The organism is Thermotoga sp. SG1, from assembly GCF_002865985.1.
In the GTDB taxonomy this organism is placed as follows: domain Bacteria; phylum Thermotogota; class Thermotogae; order Thermotogales; family Thermotogaceae; genus Thermotoga.
Window position 1 is genome coordinate 247,948 of the sequence record NZ_LNDD01000003.1, and the last position, 14,707, is coordinate 262,654.

16 protein-coding genes are annotated in these 14,707 nt (G+C 46.2%); 13 read left to right on the forward strand and 3 right to left on the reverse strand.

Translation table 11 applies throughout. From position 1 onward, the window contains the following. Positions 1–99: 99 nt before the first annotated feature. Together AS006_RS04120 and AS006_RS04125 are read left to right on the forward strand one after the other, a co-directional pair. Positions 100–861 (forward strand): TatD family hydrolase, encoded by a 762-nt coding sequence (locus AS006_RS04120; RefSeq protein WP_101513086.1) that lies wholly within the window; start codon positions 100–102, stop codon positions 859–861. Positions 862–865: 4 nt separating this feature from the next. After that, on the forward strand, positions 866–1,999 hold the full coding sequence (locus AS006_RS04125; RefSeq protein WP_101513087.1) for a DegT/DnrJ/EryC1/StrS aminotransferase family protein: 1,134 nt from the start codon (positions 866–868) through the stop codon (positions 1,997–1,999). Here AS006_RS04125 and AS006_RS04130 read toward each other — a convergent pair. Further along, complete coding sequence (locus AS006_RS04130) at positions 1,996–2,592, reverse strand: hypothetical protein (RefSeq protein WP_199167366.1); 597 nt, start codon at positions 2,590–2,592, stop codon at positions 1,996–1,998. The genes AS006_RS04125 and AS006_RS04130 overlap by 4 nt on opposite strands. Before the next feature lie 33 nt (positions 2,593–2,625). Continuing rightward, the gene (locus AS006_RS04135; RefSeq protein WP_101513089.1) at positions 2,626–3,093 is read right to left on the reverse strand and encodes a hypothetical protein; all 468 of its coding nucleotides are present in this window, start codon (positions 3,091–3,093) and stop codon (positions 2,626–2,628) included. 86 nt (positions 3,094–3,179) lie between these two features. On the opposite strand from AS006_RS04135, the gene AS006_RS04140 reads away from it, so the two are divergent. Genes AS006_RS04140 through fliY form a run of 10 tightly spaced genes read left to right on the forward strand, consistent with a single transcriptional unit; the run spans position 3,180 to position 12,961 of the window. Continuing rightward, a complete protein-coding gene (locus AS006_RS04140) occupies positions 3,180–4,094 on the forward strand; it encodes a MotE family protein (protein ID WP_101513090.1) in 915 nt (304 codons plus the stop codon). Further along, positions 4,091–5,977, forward strand: a complete 1,887-nt coding sequence (locus AS006_RS04145; RefSeq protein ID WP_101513091.1) for a flagellar hook-length control protein FliK — start codon at positions 4,091–4,093, stop codon at positions 5,975–5,977. The genes AS006_RS04140 and AS006_RS04145 overlap by 4 nt, the downstream gene beginning before the upstream one ends. Further along, a complete protein-coding gene (locus tag AS006_RS04150) occupies positions 5,974–6,645 on the forward strand; it encodes a flagellar hook assembly protein FlgD (protein WP_101513092.1) in 672 nt (223 codons plus the stop codon). Before AS006_RS04145 ends, AS006_RS04150 begins: the two co-directional genes overlap by 4 nt. Then, positions 6,645–8,555, forward strand: coding sequence for a flagellar hook protein FlgE (locus tag AS006_RS04155; protein ID WP_101513333.1), 1,911 nt, complete (start codon positions 6,645–6,647; stop codon positions 8,553–8,555). Before AS006_RS04150 ends, AS006_RS04155 begins: the two co-directional genes overlap by 1 nt. 6 nt (positions 8,556–8,561) lie before the next feature. Then, on the forward strand, positions 8,562–8,765 hold the full coding sequence (locus tag AS006_RS04160; protein ID WP_101513093.1) for a flagellar FlbD family protein: 204 nt from the start codon (positions 8,562–8,564) through the stop codon (positions 8,763–8,765). A 4-nt stretch (positions 8,766–8,769) separates the two neighbouring features. Then, complete coding sequence (locus AS006_RS04165; protein ID WP_101513094.1) at positions 8,770–9,558, forward strand: motility protein A; 789 nt, start codon at positions 8,770–8,772, stop codon at positions 9,556–9,558. Further along, a complete protein-coding gene (locus AS006_RS04170; RefSeq protein ID WP_199167368.1) occupies positions 9,558–10,421 on the forward strand; it encodes a flagellar motor protein MotB in 864 nt (287 codons plus the stop codon). The genes AS006_RS04165 and AS006_RS04170 overlap by 1 nt, the downstream gene beginning before the upstream one ends. A 9-nt stretch (positions 10,422–10,430) precedes the next feature. Then, complete coding sequence (gene fliL, locus AS006_RS04175; protein ID WP_101513096.1) at positions 10,431–10,934, forward strand: flagellar basal body-associated protein FliL; 504 nt, start codon at positions 10,431–10,433, stop codon at positions 10,932–10,934. Between the two features lie 9 nt (positions 10,935–10,943). Then, positions 10,944–11,930, forward strand: a complete 987-nt coding sequence (fliM, locus tag AS006_RS04180) for a flagellar motor switch protein FliM (RefSeq protein WP_101513097.1) — start codon at positions 10,944–10,946, stop codon at positions 11,928–11,930. Further along, positions 11,927–12,961 carry a flagellar motor switch phosphatase FliY gene (fliY, locus tag AS006_RS04185; protein WP_101513098.1) on the forward strand — a complete coding sequence of 345 codons (1,035 nt, stop codon included), beginning with the start codon at positions 11,927–11,929 and terminating at the stop codon, positions 12,959–12,961. Before fliM ends, fliY begins: the two co-directional genes overlap by 4 nt. On the opposite strand, the gene AS006_RS04190 is transcribed toward fliY, so the two are convergent. Continuing rightward, a complete protein-coding gene (locus AS006_RS04190) occupies positions 12,951–13,691 on the reverse strand; it encodes an MBL fold metallo-hydrolase (protein ID WP_199167370.1) in 741 nt (246 codons plus the stop codon). The genes fliY and AS006_RS04190 overlap by 11 nt on opposite strands. Positions 13,692–13,753: 62 nt before the next feature. On the opposite strand from AS006_RS04190, the gene csaB reads away from it, so the two are divergent. Beyond that, complete coding sequence (gene csaB / locus AS006_RS04195) at positions 13,754–14,704, forward strand: polysaccharide pyruvyl transferase CsaB (RefSeq protein WP_101513100.1); 951 nt, start codon at positions 13,754–13,756, stop codon at positions 14,702–14,704. Positions 14,705–14,707 lie beyond the last annotated feature (3 nt).

Genomic DNA, 14,707 nt, shown 5'->3' on the forward strand with positions numbered 1-14,707 from the left:
TTAAGAACAAAGAAACATCTACATCACAAAAAGGTGAAGGTGTTCACTTTGTCACGAAAACCCTTGGTAGTATATTAACACGTGGGGAGGGTGATTTCAATGGTGGATACGCACACGCATCTTCATTTCCATCAATTCAACGACGACAGAGAAAGCATCATTTCGAGATTCGAAGAGGATGGAATCGATTTTGTTGTGAACGTGGGAGTGGATCTGGAAGACTCAAGAAGAAGCCTTGAAGTTGCAAAACTCAGCGACAGAATCGTCTGTTCGGTAGGAGTTCATCCACACGAGGCGAAGAATGTACAGGAAAACTTTGTAAAGGAACTCGAAGTTCTTGCTAAAGAGGAGAAGGTCGTTGCCATCGGTGAGACGGGTCTTGACTTTTTCAGGAACATCTCTACTTCTGAGGACCAAAGGAGGGTCTTCATCGAACAGATAGAGCTTGCACGATTGTTCGATCTTCCTCTCATCGTTCATGTGAGAGAAGCATACGAGGAGGCCTACAGGATACTCTCAGGTGAAAAACTTCCAGAAAAAAGAGGGGTGATCCACGCTTTTTCTTCGAACTACGAGTGGGCAAAAAGGTTCATCGATCTTGGGTTTCTCCTTGGAGTAGGAGGGCCTGTGACGTATCCGAAGAACGAGTCTTTGAGGGAGGTTGTGAGGAAGGTGGGTCTTGAACACATCGTTCTGGAGACGGACTGCCCCTTCCTCCCACCTCAGCCGTACAGAGGAAAAAGAAACGAGCCAAAGTATCTGAAATACGTTGTAGAGACGATCGCAAACGTACTGAACACATCTTTCACGGTTGTAGAGGAAAGAACAACAGAGAACGCCGTAAGGCTTTTCAAGGGGTGAGAGAATGATACCACTCTTTGATCTCACAAGGCAGTACATGAGAATAAGGGGAGAGGTTCTGGATGCGATAGACAGGACGATTTCCTCGGGCAGGGTGATACTGGGGGAGAACGTGAGAAGGCTCGAGGAAGAAGTGGCGGATTTCGTTGGAGTGAAGCACGGAATAGGTGTTGCAAGCGGAAGCGACGCTCTTCTCATTGCACTTCAAGCCATGGGAGTTGGAACGGGAGATGTGGTTGTCACAACGCCTTACACGTTCTTTGCCACAGCGAGCGCCCCCTACAGGCTCGGAGCCAGAGTGATCTTTGTCGATGTGGAAGAGAGCACGTTCAACATGGATCTGAATCACCTTGAACACGTGTTGAGAAAAGAGAAAGTGAAAGCAGTTATACCGGTACATCTTTTTGGAAGAACGATGGATCTTGAGGCGCTGAGTTTTTTGAAAGAAAAATACGGCGTGATGGTCCTCGAGGATTGTGCCCAGTCCTTTGGATCAGAATGGAGGTTTGAAAACGGTGAGATAAGAAAGAGTGGTTCTGTTGGCGATGCTGCGATCTTTTCCTTTTTTCCCACAAAGAACCTTGGAACCTACGGTGATGGTGGAATGATCGTGACAGACAATGATCGGATCGCAGAAGAGTGCAGAATGTTGAGGGTGCACGGTGCAAGGAAAAAGTACTTCCACGAGAAGGTGGGGTACAACTCAAGGCTCGATGAGATACACGCTGCGATCCTGAGAGTGAAGTTCAGGTATCTTGAAAAGTGGACAGAGGAAAGGCTGAGAGTGGCGAAAACTTACCAGAGACTGTTTGAGGAAAGAGGTCTTCCTGTGATCTATCCCGGAGTGGAGGAGAAAGGTTTCAGATACCACGTGTTCCACCAGTACGTCGTTCTGCTCGAAAACGAAGAAACAAGAGACAGGGTGAGGAAAGGTCTCTCGGAAAGAGGAATCCAGACGGCCATTTATTATCCGCTTCCTCTTCACCTTCAAAGGTGTTTCAGTGACCTGGGTTACAAAGAGGGAGATTTCCCTGTGGCAGAATCACTTTCGAAGAGAAGTCTTGCCCTTCCCATGTTTCCAGAACTCAGCGATGAAGAGATAGAAGAGGTTGTCAAGACGGTGGAAATGTTCATCTAGGTGAGGTCCTTCACCACCCTGAGTGTGGCCTTTGCAACGGCCTTCAGAAAGTCTCCCTCAAGTGGGGCAACACCCACTTCTGTCCTCTCCTTTTCGTCGTCCTGAACGGTGAGATGAACCAGGACGAACTCCTTTCCGGCAAGGAAGACCCTTTGAACGTCGTCCACCGAAACAGGTGAGTCGACGTTGAAAGCCTCTATGACCGCTTCTCCAACGAGTCTTGGAAGATTCGTTGAAGTTCCCGCTCCAACGGATTCACCGACCAGTTCTTCGTCTTCGAAGAGGTTGTTTATCGTAACCCTCACCTGCTTTTTTCTGTCAAGGCTTTTTACCTCGATGGAAGAGATTTCGTAGGACTGAGAAGGAGAGAACCTTCCCTGACTGAGCTGGGCCACACTGATGATCCTTCTGTCCAGTTTCATTCCAAGGGATGCGAGTGCCACGGTTTCAATGTCCCGAACTATCTGCTTTGGATTTCTGGAAGGATCCGCTATGACGTGGATCTCCCTTGGCTGGCCGTCTTCTTCTATCACCTTCACAGAGATGACACCGGAAATCTTCGATATGACATCTTCCAGAGTCTTTGCACTCATCGAAATACCCCCCACTCGATACGTTCTTACCTACTATTGTACTATATCTGACAGAGCATCTATCACGGAAGAGATCACTGAACTCAAAAAATCTTTTTCCAGAAGGGAAATTCCTATCTTCCATCTTTCTTTACCATCTTTGAAGAAGGTGACGTGTACAAAGACGAACTCTTTTCCAGCAAGAGAAACGGTTTTTATGTCGTCTATTGAGATGTCTTCTTCGATGTTGAAGGCGTCTATCACTGCCTCTCCGAGAAGTCTTGGAAGGTTACTCTTCGTTCCCGCTCCCTCGCTCCTTCCTGAGATCTTCTCTCCATCGGAACTCTTCAGCACGATTTCCACACGGTACTTCTTTCCGCGAGACTCTATTTTGAAACTATCAAGATAAAAAGATTTTTCTACTCTCTGAGAAGTCGAAAAATTCCTCGAAAAGATCTTCAGTGAGCTTTGATCGATGTAAACGACTTCTCCGCTTCTTTTTATGACAGGAATTTTCTCCACATTCATGCCCCCCAGTCTATTTTATCATCTCATAGGAAAACGGCGAGTTTCCATAGAAGTATGGAATCGAGGGAGGTAGATGCACTTTGCCTAGAAGAAGAAAAGGTTTCTTCGTGGCCTTTCTTGTAACACTTCTTGTTCTCATAATTCTCTTTATGTACGGCTACATCTCTTTTGAGATCAACAGGATGTACGGTGGGAGGATGTCTCCCTTCGAAGACTGGAGGAGCTATATAGCGTTTCTTGCCTCCAAGGTGCCTTTCCTGAAAGACAGAATTACTTACCAGCCGCTCAGGGCAGAAAACCCTGCCGAGTACTACTCCAGGATCTATCAGCGGTACATAGAGATCTACACGCAGAAGATAGAGGAACTCACCAGAAAAGAAAGGGAAATAGAAGAAAAGATGAAGGTGTTGGAGACTCAGAAAACAGTCGTCGACAGAACGCTCGAGGAAGTTCAATCCCTGAAGAGTCAGTTGATCGAAGAAAAGAACAGACTGGAGTCCTACAAAAAGCAGGTTGATGATCTCATAAACGTGCTTTTGAACGCAGATCCAAGGAACCTCGCAAACACTCTGAACAACGTGGATGACAAAACACTCGCAGTGATATTCAAGAGGTCAGATCCCACCTACGCTGGTGAGTTTCTGGAGGCCCTCTCGGGTGTGAATCCTCAGAAAGCTGCCAGGGTTATGGAAATGATGGTGGGAGTGGAGAGCACCATAGAAAGACTGGAATCTCTCATGGAACAGGCAAAGAGTTCGATGGAGGAGATGACGAAGAAGGAGACGCAGTTGTTCTCAAGGGAGACGTACCTGAAGGTTGTGGCGGATGCTCTGAACAACGTCTCGCCTGATGTGGCCGTTGAGTTTTTGAAGAAAGAAAACGTGGATCCCGAAACTTTGAGGATCATCCTTTCCATGATGGACAGGGAACGTGCTTCCGCCTTGGTTCAGTACATCGTACAGAACGCGATGGAACTTCTGGAGGAGAAAGAGTGAGGATAGTGCTTCTGAAAGAGAGTCTACTCAACCTGATGAGAACACTTCAAAAGGAAAAGAAAGAGGAATTTCTATCGGTTCTTCTTGACGAGAAGAAGGTACTTGCTGAGAAAAAAGAAGTTCAATCAAAACCTTTCGTTTTTACTAAAGAAGGGAAGAAGAAACAAAAGGGAGAAGAAACAACCGCTCTGCTTTCTCGTTACTCTGTTCTTTTCGACCACACCGATCGCAATTACAAGGTGAAAGCGCCTGAAAAGGACAAACCAGATACGTCTTTCACAGACGCGGAAATTCCTGAAGATGCGAAAAAGATCTCAAAAACCAAGCGCGATCTCACAAGTTATCCAGAGGATGGAATTCCTCTTTTCGATGATGGAACTCATGTATCTGCTTCTCTGAAAAAAACAATGGTCAGCAACATGAGAGTTAACGAGGATGGGACGGTACATGTGTCTGAATCTCCAAAGAAGATCCCTGATGACATTAAAAGCCTTTTCGATACGAAAATCCCTGCCGATTCTGTTTCGATGAAAGAAAACGTGAGATCCAAAGGGAATGCTCCTTTTGGCGAAGTTGAACCTGAAGATGTTCTGTTATCAGAAAAAAGGGTTTCTCATCTTCCTCTCAAAAACGATCTTGGTCAGAAGAATATCTCGGTAGCAAAAGAGATCAAAGAAATTAGAACAACAGATAGTGAAGGTATGGTGGGAAAAAGAGAACATAATGTTCTGACTCAGGGATCAGTAAATTTCAAACGCGTTTCTGACGCGAGCACTTCACGAAATGATTCAATCGGAAAAGCTGTATCAGTAAAGATGATTTCCGAAAAAGAGGAAACAGAAGAAGATTTCTCACACGTTTCAAACGAGAGCCTGCCAAACAGTAAAATGCTTCAGAACAAAACCGTACAGAGCACAGAACATATTTTGAAGACCTCTCCTGAGGGTGTGGAAATCGGCGTGAAAGAAAACCCCCACCCTGTTTTTGAAAGAGCGTTCATACCTGTAAAGGAAAAGGCAACCGTTGAGCCCATCGCAGGAACGATCTCAGGGAAAATTCCTGTAGATCAGAAAGAAAGTGCGGTTCAGGAAACACCCCAGCAAGATGACATTTTGAAACAGAAGTCACCGGAAGCAGGAGTGACAAACGTGAAGGAAGAAAAGATCATCACCAGTTTGATGGAAACTGGGAAAGATATCAGCACGCTTGAGATAAAAACCAGAAGCAATGAAAAACAGCCTTCCGTTGAACACGGCGAGTTCAGAAGGCCTTCAATTCAGGGAAAAAGCGAGATAGTAAAGGAGCCGTCGGGTGGTGAAACATCGAAGGAAAAAGACAGCCCAGGAAACGAACTGAAAAGAGATCTGAAGGAGATATCTTTGAAATACGAAGAAAAAGGAAAACTGATGAGTTTTAGAGAATTAACAGATGGAAGAGTCCAGGAGATGATCACCCGTGAAAGGGCAAAAAGCGCTTATCCGTTGAGAGAAGTAAAAAGGACGGATCTTCAGAGTGTACCGAGGATAGTGGAAAAGATGTACGTTCAAAAGCAGGAAAGAGCAACGATAGACCTGGAACCCCCAAAACTTGGAAAACTGGAGATCACCATCACAAAGGAAAACAACGAACTGAAAATCGTGTTCAAGGTGCAAACAGAAGAAGCAAAGCACATTCTTGAGCACGAGATACCAAAACTGGTGGATCGGTTCAACGAAAAAGGCCTGAACGCACAGGTCTACGTTGAAAGAGAAGAAGATGACTATCTTTACCAGGAAAACAACGAAGGGAGTGCGAAGGATGGCCGCAGAGAGCAAAAAAATGAAAGAAGGCACAGTGACGAAAGGGTTTCTTTTGAGGAGTTCATTGAGGGGGTGAAGACATGATATACGATCTTGGAAACATCTATTACTCGACACTTCAGGGTGTGAGGACAGATTCCACTGCCAGCAAAACACTCGATAAAGATGCTTTCCTCAGACTTCTCCTTCAAGAACTGGAAATGCAAGATCCACTGGAACCAATGGAGACGAAGGATATGATTTCACAACTGTCACAACTGACCAGCCTGGAGCAGATCACAAACCTTACGAGCGCTGTGAAAGACTTTGTTGAGATACAGACGAGTGTGAACCCTGCTCAACTTGCGTCTCTGATAGGAAAATACGTCGTGGTGAAAAACAACACGGTGAACTTAAAAGACGGTGAGGCAGATAGTATCATTTTTAACCTCGACGAGGATGCACACGTTGTGATTCAGATCCTGGATGAAAACGGCAACCTGGTGAGAACAGAAGACCTGGGAAGCGTTGAAGCAGGCGTTCATGGATGGCAGTGGGACGGCAGAGACGATAACGGTGTCAGTGTGAAAGATGGAACTTACACCTACCATGTGTACAAAGTTACCTCGAGTGGGTTGGAGGAAATAGGAGGGATGGAAGGCGGTGTGGTCGAGGCTGTTCAGATAAAAAGCGGTGAGGGGTTTGTCCTGGTGAACGGATCTCTCTATCCTGTTGATTCCATTCTGGAGATCTCCCAGGAGGGTGATGTGTGATGATGAGATCTCTCTACAGCGGTATCACAGGACTCAAGAACTTCCAGGTTGCAATGGACGTTGTGGGAAACAACATCTCCAATGTGAACACGGTGGGTTTCAAAGCATCGAGAGTGAACTTCGAGACGATGCTTGCCCAAACGATCAAGGCGGGTAGAGCCCCACAGGAAAGTGTGGGTGGAACCAATCCCATGCAGATCGGTCTTGGATCTCAGGTAGCAAGTATCGACAAAATCATGACCCAGGGATCTTTCCAGAACACGGGTGTGAAGACAGATCTTGCCATACAGGGCGATGGTTTCTTCATCGTATCCGATGGCAACGCCTACTATTACACAAGAGCGGGGGCGTTCACACTGGACAGCAATGGAAATCTGATTCAGACCTCTACCGGCTACAAGGTTCAGGGGTGGACGGCCGTTCAGGATCCTGAAACAGGTGAAAGATACATAGATACCAACAGGCCAATTGGAGATCTTGTTATCAGTGCTGGAATGACGATGCCTGCAAAGAAAACATCGAACGTGAGATTTGAAGGGAATTTAAATTCCAATGTGGGACCAGATTCTTTCACCATAACCTTGACAGATGACAGTGGTGTTGATCATGACGTTAGAGTGTGGTTTGAAAAGACAGCTGGCGACCTTGGAGCAGATCCCTTCAGCTCCTCCCAGAGATACACGATGAGAATTGACATCAACAACGATGGAACTGCAGACGTGAGTGGTTACATGGTGTTCAACGAATTTGGAAGAGTAGAAGAGGCTGGAATATACGCTGAATCCCAAGTTATAACAGCTTCTACCGACGGAAGCATAACAGGAAGCACATCACTTTCGGATGGCACCTATCAGGGAATAGTTTTAGACTCTTCAGGAAACATCATTTACAACGGTACGGTAAACGTTTCGGGTGGTAGCTTTACAATTTCCGATCCCGATATAACTTCCGGGAACGATTACACGGTGATACTTTTTCCACCGACACCTATTACCTCTACAATCACCTCTCTTCCGGTAGAAAACGGTGCTGAACTTGTCATCCCTACTTCTGGTGAACCCAGGTTCTACGAGGCGGACAATCCAACGAACTTCGTTCAGGTTGATTACACTTCTCCGAGGTACACCACCGCCGTTCAGGTTTACGATTCTCTTGGAAACGCGTACACCGTCTACTACGAGTTCGTCAGGCTTGGAAACACAAGCATAGGATCTGAGTCTTTCAAGAATGCATGGATTTGGAGAGCGTACACGGCAAGCGGAGAACCTGTATCTCTTGTTGACGAGAATGGAAGCACTGGTGTGGGAAGCGATAGTTATATCGCAGGTCTTGTAGAATTTGACGAATCTGGAAGACCTGTTCAGTACAGGGGTCTCTACTACGATTCCAGCTCTTCTTCCTACGAACTCAGCAGCGATGAACTTCGAACGATCCAGTTCGACACGGGTCAGAGTGGTGACGGTGTGGTTACAATAACAGCGGACCTTTCCGGGATCACTCAGTTCTCCGGTGACAGCACCGTGAACATCCCGTGGCAGGACGGAAACCCCATGGGAGTTCTTGAGTCATTTGCTATAAACGAGCAAGGCGAGATCATCGGAACATTCAGTAACGGACTCACAGACGTTCTTGGACAGATCGCCCTTGCGGTGTTCAACAATCCTGCAGGTTTGATGGAAGTTGGAAATTCTCTGTACGCTGTGTCTTCTAACAGTGGTGTTCCTAAAATAGGAGCACCCGGAAGCGGTGGAAGAGGAACCTTGATTCCCGGAGCTCTCGAGATGTCAAACGTGGACCTTGCAGAAGAGTTCACCAAAATGATAGTTGCACAGAGAGGATTCCAGGCAAACGCACGTGTCATTACCACGGCAGATCAGATCTTGAACGAACTTGTGAACATCAAGAGATGATGAGAAATGATCAAACTCACAAAGATCGACGGTAAATGGTTTGTTCTGAACGCTGATCTTATAGAAACCGTTGAAGCACTGCCTGACACAACGATCACCCTTGTGAACGGTAGAAAGTACATCGTGAAAGAATCCGTGGAAGAGGTTGTTCAGAGGGTGATAGAATACAAGAGAAAGATCTTCAATTGGTGGAAAGATCAGGGCAGGTGATCTCATGGATCTTGCAACCCTGATAGGGTTGGTTCTTGTGATAGCGGCTCTTTTCATAGGAATTGCAACAGGTGGAGGAGATTTTGCAGCTTTCATAAACATACCTTCACTCTTCATAACCGTCGTTGGTTCCATAGCAGCCACGATGGTGGCTCATCCCAGAGACAAAGCTTTTAAGATCGTGAACATCATGCTCTCTACGTTGAAAGAACCAAAGATAGATCACACCTCGCTCATACAGACGATGGTTTCCTTCTCGGAGAAGGCACGAAGGGAAGGACTTCTCTCTCTGGAGGAAAACCTTGAAAGTATCGAGGATCCATTCATGAAGAAAGCGTTGCAACTTGTGGTCGATGGAACGGATCCTGATCTTTTGAAAAACATGATGGAAACAGAGCTTGAACTCTTTGAGGAAGAACTCGATGGAGAAAGGGCTGTCCTGGAGTCAGCGGGTGCCTACGCTCCGGCGTTCGGTATGATAGGAACGTTGATAGGGCTCATTCAGATGTTGAAGTCTTTGAACAACCCGGAAACGCTGGGGCCTTCTATGGCTGTGGCTCTCATAACGACACTCTACGGTGCCGTTCTGGCAAACGGTGTGTTTCTTCCCATGGCGGAGAAGATCAAAAAAAGAAGAGACATTCTTGTCATGGAAAAGAGGATGATACTGGAGGCGGTTCTTTCGATTCAGGCGGGAGAGAACCCGAGGATATTGGAAGAGAAGTTAAAATCCTTCTTGCCTGAGAAAGAGAAAAGAGCCTACGAGGCTGCCTCTCAGGAGGCTGCTGCGTGATGGCAAAGAAGAAGGAAGAGCAAAAGGGATCGCCACAGTGGATGACCACTTATTCAGATATGGTGACGCTCCTTCTCACATTCTTTGTGGCCCTGATTTCAATGTCCACCATCAGCCCCGGTAAGTTTCAACAGGTGGCGGTGGGACTCAGAATCGCTTTAAGTGGGCAACCACCGAGTGTGTTGATGGGGGGAAGAAGCATAAACGAAGAACCTTTGATCACCTCGAAAAGAGGTATCTATCAAGAACTCATGAGATTGTCCGAAGAGTATAAAGGGAAGATCACTGTTGAAGAAAGAGACGAGGGAACTCTCATAGTTCTGAAAGACATGGTTTTTTTCGAGACAGGAAGCGCAAGACTCACAGCTGAAGCGAAAGAGCTTTTGGCCAAGGTAGGACAGATCGTCATAGAACACACCACGAACGTACTGGAGATTTTTGGCTACACAGACGATAGACCCGTTCTTCCAAACTCCATTTACGTTTCCAACTGGCATCTTTCGAGTGCAAGGGCAGCAAGTGTGGTGAACTTTTTTCTGACGGAGCTTAAGGAAAAGAGAATGATCGAAAGGGCTGCCGATATTAAACTTGGACGCTTCAACATAGACTTTTTTTACAACCCTGACAGGTTCTATCCGATAGGTCTTGGAGACAGAGAGATAAAGAAAAAAATGAGAGACCTTGAAAACGAAATAAACGCGGAAAAAGCCTTGCTCAACGAAAGACTCAGAAACGGTGAGATCACCCGCTCTGAGTGGGAAGCGAAGATGAAAGAACTGGAGGAAAGATACCAACAAGAACTGGAGAGATTGAGAAGAGAGTTCAGAAGAATAGACATCCTCATAAAAAGAGAGAGGGTGTGAGGTGAGAAGATGGCAGAAGAAGAAAGAAGAGAAGAACCAAGACGCCGGGGAATTTCGCCGTTGATCATGAGTATCGTGATACCGCTCATCGTATCGCTCGCTGTGTACTTTTTACTCCCTATGTTTCTTGGGACGAATCAAGGCGGGCAGGGTGAGAACACACCTTCGACTCCTGTTGAGATAAAGGCAGTTCTCATCCAGCCGGGTGAGAACAAGACGTTTCTCTTGAAAGGTGGAAGGGATGTTGTTGTAATAGACTCTCTTTCCTTTACCGTTGGTAGTGACGCTTGCAGAGCTGCCATTGCGGAGAAAGAAGACGAAATCATGGATGCCCTCATGATGATATTTCTGAGCAAAGAAAAGAGCGAGCTGAGCACAGTTCCGGGGCTTGAACTTCTGAAAAGACAGATAAGAGAGTCTGTCAACACCATCACTGGTTTTGTTGGTGATAGAGAGAAATACGGCGTTTTGAACGTTTATCTTTATATAAAGGCCTTTGCGACCACCGAGTGAGGTGGGAACATGTCGGATGTTCTCAGTCAGGAAGAGATAAACCAGTTGATTGAAGCGTTGATGAAAGGAGAACTGAAAGAAGAAGACCTTCTGAAAGAAGAAGAGGAGAAGAAGGTCAAGCCTTACGATTTCAAAAGGCCGAGCAAGTTTTCTAAAGAGCAGCTTCGAACGTTCCAGATGATACATGAGAACTTTGGAAGAGCGCTTTCGACGTACCTTTCTGGAAGGCTGAGAACATTCGTTGACGTAGAGATCAGCATCGACCAGCTCACCTATGAAGAGTTCATAAGGTCTGTGATGATTCCCTCCTTCATCGTCATCTTCACAGGAGACGTGTTCGAGGGCAGTGCCATATTCGAGATGAGGCTCGATCTCTTCTACACCATACTGGATATCATCATGGGAGGTCCCGGGAACAATCCTCCAAACAGAACCCCTACTGACATCGAAACCTCCATAATGAGAAGAGAAGTGACGAACATTCTCACGCTTCTTGCTCAGGCGTGGAGCGATTTTCAGTATTTCATCCCTTCGATAGAAAACATCGAAACCAACCCACAGTTTGTTCAGATCGTTCCTCCAAACGAAATAGTGCTTCTTGTGACCGCCTCTGTTTCCTGGGGAGAGTTCACGAGTTTCATCAACGTGTGCTGGCCCTTCTCTCTTCTGGAACCTTTCCTTGAAAAACTTTCCAACAGGTTCTGGATGATGGGCAGAAAGCCAGAAAGGATCGAAGAAAGGGTTGAGGAACTCAAAGTGGTTTCTCAGAGCGTTCCACTGACGGTGCAGGCTGTGATTGGGGAAGCCCATCTAACTCTGAGGGAAGTGCTGAATCTTCAGGAAGGCGATGTGATAAGGCTCAACACCCATTACAAAGACGAGATAAGGGTTGATGTAGAAGGAAGGCCAAAGTTCAGGGGAATTCCGGGAAAGTTCAAGGGAAAGTACGCTGTGAAGATCACCGGTGAGTACACCAATGGAGGTGAAGAAGAATGACGGAGAACGAATTTCTCTCTCAGGAGGAAATAGATAAGCTGCTCGGTGGAGAAGCAGAAGGTGTTCTCACACCAGAAGAAAAGGACATGATCGGTGAAATTGGAAACATCGCTATGGGAAGTGCCGCAACGACGCTCTCTATGATTCTGGGAAGGAACGTCAACATCACCGTTCCAACGGTTCGTGAAGAAAAAATGAAGAACGTGAAAAGCGATTTCAAGGGCGAAAAAGTGGTTGTGAGTGTAGAGTACACCGAGGGATTGAAAGGGCTGAACGTTCTCGTCCTGGAAAAAAGTCTGGTCGCTGCAATTGCTGATCTCATGATGGGTGGAAGTGGCGAGGTGGAAAGTGAGGAACTCGATGAGATCAAACTCAGCGCCATAGGAGAGGCCATGAATCAGATGATGGGAAGTGCCGCAACTTCTCTTTCGGAACTTCTGGGGATAACCGTGAACATCTCTCCTCCAAAGGTTGAAATTCTGAACTTCGACGATCCCAACACGAAATTTCCACCGGTTGTGGACGATCCAGAAAAGGATGTTGCCATTGTGGAATTCGAGATCGAGATAGAAGGGCTTCCGAAATCCAAATTCTACCAGGTGATCGGAGCAGACCTTGTCAAGAAAATGTACGAGTACTTCGCCAAAGCGCATAAAGAAGAAACTGAAGAAAAGAAAGAAGAAAAGAAAGATGAAAAGAAGGTAAAGGTCGAACCGGTGGAGTTTTCGGAGTTGAAACCATCTGGAGCGGCTAAGGTAGAGATTCCTCAGGACAAGCTCGAGATGCTGCTTGACATTCCTCTAAAGGTGACAGTGGAACTTGGAAGGACAAAGATGACACTGAAACGTGTTCTTGAGATGATACCAGGCTCCATCATAGAACTCGACAAACTCACCGGTGAGCCGGTGGACATCTTCGTCAACGGGAAACTCATAGCCCGTGGAGAGGTCGTTGTGATAGATGAGAACTTCGGTGTGAGGGTAACAGAGATCGTGAGTCCAAAGGAAAGGCTGGAACTTCTCAACGAATGATGTTTTCAATTCCCCATTCCAGAAGTTCTGGATGTTCGCGTGAGAGAAAGTTTGGATCTCTCAGCAATTCCGAATGGGGAATACTACCTTTCTTGAGACGGAGAATTTTTGCGATGTAGTCTTTCATCTCTTTCACATCCTGAAGCGTTCCCACCCTTCCGTGTCCTGGAACACAGTAATGGGCACCTGTTTTTTCTATCTCTTCCAGTGCCGATATCCACGTCGACAGATCACTGTCTGGCACTATCTCGGCATGGATTCCCGTGGTGAGCAGGTCTCCGCACACGACGATCTTTTCGTTTTTCAAAATGAAAATGGAAGAATCCGGTGTATGGCCCCCCAGGTGAACAGCCTCCACGGTGATGTCTCCAAATCTGTAAAGCTTTCTGTCGCTGAACGTTTCCGATGGAAGTTTTATGGACACTTTCACACCGATTCTTTCCATGTATTCTTCATCCACCTTGCTCAGAGACTCTCTGGTCAAAGAGTGGGCGATTATCCTCTCAAAGATTTCGTTCCCAAAGGTGTGATCCGGGTGGTAATGGGTGTTGAAAGCGGCGACGATCTCCTTCTTCAACATCTCTCGTGCGAACTCTTCGATTTTTCTTGCTTTTTCTGGAAAAAGAGTCGTGTCGATGAGGATGCACACTTTTTTTCCACACACAAGAACACTGTTTGAAGAAGTTCCGGTACCTATTATGAAAACATTGTCTGAGAGGTTCGTTATCATTCTTTCACCTCGTGTAGTATAATTCTCCAAGAGTATTCTTCTACAGAATGAGGTGATTTTCCTTGGCAACTGCCTTTCTGTGGGGATATTATGGCTTTGGTAACTTCGGAGACGAGATCATGTTCAGAGCGTGTGTGGATCTTTTGAAAGAGCTGGATTTTGGGACCATATACACTCCCCTTCCGAATGGGAAGAGATCGATGGGAGTAACATCGGTGGGAAGATTTTCCCCAAAACTGGTATCTCTTCTGAGAAGATCGCAGATTTCAATGGCAGGTGGAGGGGGACTGTTTCAGGACGTGACGAGTTTTAGAAGTATCCTTTACTATTACTATCTGTCCAGGATGTCACTTCTCATGAAAAAACCCCTCATTTTCTTTGGAAACAGTATAGGGCCTGTGAGAAGAAGTGTTTCGAAAAGACTCGTTCACGAGGTGGTGACTCACAAAAATGTGACCTTCATAGCAAGAGACCCTGTCTCCTACAGGTACGTGAGGGTACTCGGGGGAAACGCGTGGCTTGGAACAGACCCTTCGATACTCTATCTCATGAACAATGAGACAGAGGAAAGAAAAGAGAACAAAGCCGTTTTCTTTTTGAAAAAACCTCTGGATGTGTCCTTTGTTTTGAAAAACTTGAGAGATCACGGAATAGAGGATTTCGTTCTTTTGAGTGCTTTCTCGAAAGACTGCCAATACCTTCCTCCACTCAGAACAGGGGGTAACGTGCTCGAGGAGATAAAGAGTTCATCGATCGTCATCACCGAAAGGTTTCACCCTGCACTCGTTGCTGCCTGCTTTGAAATTCCCTTCGTCATCGTTGATTGTCAGAAGGCAAGAAGGTTTTTCAGAAGGTACACAAAGGAGGATTTCTTTTTTTCAAAAAGAGATCCCCTTGAAATATCGCTCAAGGTATCCACAGTTTTGAAGAAAAGATTGAGCCTGAAAGAGAAGTTAAAAAAAGACGCCGTGGAGATGAAGGAATTTCTGAAAGACACACTGAGGAGATGGTAGTTC

What these genes read in the sequence shown, in the direction of transcription:
- AS006_RS04120 (WP_101513086.1), top strand. Translation starts at nt 100, where the DNA reads ATGGTGGATACGCACACGCATCTTCATTTCCATCAATTCAACGACGAC.
- AS006_RS04125 (WP_101513087.1), top strand. Translation starts at nt 866, where the DNA reads ATGATACCACTCTTTGATCTCACAAGGCAGTACATGAGAATAAGGGGA.
- AS006_RS04130 (WP_199167366.1), bottom strand. Translation starts at nt 2,592, where the DNA reads ATGAGTGCAAAGACTCTGGAAGATGTCATATCGAAGATTTCCGGTGTC.
- AS006_RS04150 (WP_101513092.1), top strand. Translation starts at nt 5,974, where the DNA reads ATGATATACGATCTTGGAAACATCTATTACTCGACACTTCAGGGTGTG.
- AS006_RS04155 (WP_101513333.1), top strand. Translation starts at nt 6,645, where the DNA reads ATGATGAGATCTCTCTACAGCGGTATCACAGGACTCAAGAACTTCCAG.
- AS006_RS04160 (WP_101513093.1), top strand. Translation starts at nt 8,562, where the DNA reads ATGATCAAACTCACAAAGATCGACGGTAAATGGTTTGTTCTGAACGCT.
- AS006_RS04165 (WP_101513094.1), top strand. Translation starts at nt 8,770, where the DNA reads ATGGATCTTGCAACCCTGATAGGGTTGGTTCTTGTGATAGCGGCTCTT.
- AS006_RS04170 (WP_199167368.1), top strand. Translation starts at nt 9,558, where the DNA reads ATGGCAAAGAAGAAGGAAGAGCAAAAGGGATCGCCACAGTGGATGACC.
- fliL (WP_101513096.1), top strand. Translation starts at nt 10,431, where the DNA reads ATGGCAGAAGAAGAAAGAAGAGAAGAACCAAGACGCCGGGGAATTTCG.
- fliM (WP_101513097.1), top strand. Translation starts at nt 10,944, where the DNA reads ATGTCGGATGTTCTCAGTCAGGAAGAGATAAACCAGTTGATTGAAGCG.
- fliY (WP_101513098.1), top strand. Translation starts at nt 11,927, where the DNA reads ATGACGGAGAACGAATTTCTCTCTCAGGAGGAAATAGATAAGCTGCTC.
- AS006_RS04190 (WP_199167370.1), bottom strand. Translation starts at nt 13,691, where the DNA reads ATGATAACGAACCTCTCAGACAATGTTTTCATAATAGGTACCGGAACT.